Here is a 2,177-nt window from a genome sequence, read left to right as displayed (position 1 = left end):
GCTGCAATTGCGATGGACTGCGGGGAAACGATCTTCGCCATCACACCACCAGCGGTGTTAGATGCAACCAACAGGGTCGGGCTGACGCCAATCTGCTGTGCGGTGGTAGCCTGCAGGCCAGCGAAGAGGATGTTGTTGTTCACCACGGAGCCGGTCACGAACACGCCAATCCAACCGATAATCGGGGACAGCAGCGGGAAGATTGCGCCCACAGCAGCAACAGCCAGTGCAATGGAGGTAATCATACCCGCGTAGTTCATGACGTTAGCAACAGACATGACCAGGCAGATCATGAGAATCGGGGTCTGCAGCTGCTTCCAGGTGCCGCCGAGTTCCTCGATAGCCTCACCCCAGCTGATGGAGGAGGTCAGGATGGTGATGATTGCAGCGACCAGAATTGCGGTACCGGAAGCACCAAGGATGTTCCAGGTGAAGACCGCGTCAAATGCCTTGGGGGTAGGAACAATCGGTGCCGTCTGCTGGATGCTCTGGTGCACCCACGGAATGTTGAAGCTCAAGTTACTGAAGGCGAGCAGACCACCCTTAGCGAAGAGCGGCTTCATCACGGTGGACCAGAGCAGAATCACGACGGACAGGTAGATGAAGGGGCTCCATGCCTTGAGGACCTCGCCACCGGTGTGCTTGACGCTCTGCTGAGCCTGAACTTCTTCCAGGGAGGGAGCGGTGGGCTCGCGGAAGATGTGCTTGGGCTGCCACTTCTGCATGACCAGTGCCAGGGCGACCAGTGCCAGCAGCGGCGGGATGACGTCGACGAGCTCGGGGTTACCCAGGGCTGCGAGCAGAACGGACTGGCCACCGGAGTAGATCACGCCGACCATGAGAGCTACCAGACCGACCTCGCGGATACCGCGCAGACCGTCCTGAATAGCGACGAGCAGAACGGGGATGAGAGCCGCTATGATCTGGAGCACCAGGATCATTTCGATGGACAGTGCGTGCAGGTCCACGCCACCGCGGGTTGCTGCGGTGGTCACGGGGATACCGATAGCGCCGTACGCACCGGAGCTCACGTTAGCAATCAGTGCGAACATTGCGGCCTTGAGCGGGTTGAAGCCCAGGGACACGAGCAGTGCAGCACAGATAGCGATCGGAATACCGAAGCCTGCCGCACCTTCCAGGAAGCCACCGAAGCAGAATGCGATCAGCAGCATCTGGATGCGCTGGTCGGTAGAGATGGAGGAGATGGAGGAGCGGACGATTTCGAAGCCGCCGGAACGCACGGAAATGCGGTAGAGCCACACTGCCATGAGAACGATCCAGCCGATGGGCCACATGCCCGAGAGGAAGCCGTGGAGGATGGAGCCTGCACCTGCGGTCACGGGCATACCGAAGATGGCGCAGCCGATAATGAGTGCAAGCGCCAGAGAGATAACGGCAGATTTAATACCGCTGAGCTTCAGGACGGTGAGGCCCAGAAGGAAGAAAATAATCGGGACTGCTGCCACGAGTGCGGAGAGCGCGCTCGAGTTCAGCGGGTCGTAGACTTGCTGCCACATGATTGTATTGCGTTCCTTTCCGCGCCCCGAGGGGCGGGATCGAGTTGTGCCGTAAAACCTTCCCAGCGACGCGTGTGGCGGCGTGTGTGCCGTGTGGTGCAGGTGCGTGTACCTGACTGTTGTATGCGTTAAGGACGCTATCCCCTGGGGATACATGCCTTCACGTGGGTTCGTGTTGGTTTTGCGGCTATGAAATTTAGTGTGTTATGGAGTCGTGTTTTAGTCACAGAAACCTAAATATTCCTTGATTTGTCAAGGAAAATTCAGTGCCGAAGCTAAAATTTCTGACCGCTAAAACGCGATTCCCCGTGTACTCAATGTACCACCCAACACCCACAAAATCGGGCATATTCCAACATTTAGATTCAAGCTCATAATTGCAACCTAACCTAAAGCCCACCCCGGGTTTAGGGCTTACCCGGCGCCTCCCCCGCTATTTCAAGGAAGAAACAGCACCCCGGCACATCCGGCAGTACATGCAGCGCATATTCTGATCACAAACCGCTCAAACGACCAAACCGTGCGAACCCCTAAACGGCATACAAAAAAGCTCCGGAAGGAAAAACCTTCCGGAGCTTTATCTGTCGGGTTGACAGGATTTGAACCTGCGACCCCTTGACCCCCAGTCAAGTGCGCTACCAAGCTGCGCCACAACCCGAT

Annotated in this window: 1 protein-coding gene and 1 tRNA gene; both read right to left on the bottom strand. The window is 57.2% G+C overall.

Translation table 11 applies throughout. The features are described 5' to 3' along the window. Positions 1 to 1,517 (bottom strand): L-lactate permease (locus tag Q0216_RS01045; RefSeq protein ID WP_298592223.1); only part of this gene is annotated, 1,517 nt, incomplete at its 3' end. Between the two features lie 584 nt (positions 1,518 to 2,101). Beyond that, positions 2,102 to 2,175, bottom strand: a tRNA-Pro gene (locus Q0216_RS01040). Positions 2,176 to 2,177 lie beyond the last annotated feature (2 nt).

Origin of the sequence: uncultured Rothia sp., from assembly GCF_937976295.1 — a bacterium.
In the GTDB taxonomy this organism is placed as follows: domain Bacteria; phylum Actinomycetota; class Actinomycetes; order Actinomycetales; family Micrococcaceae; genus Rothia.
This window is presented reverse-complemented; position numbering and strand designations above follow the sequence as displayed.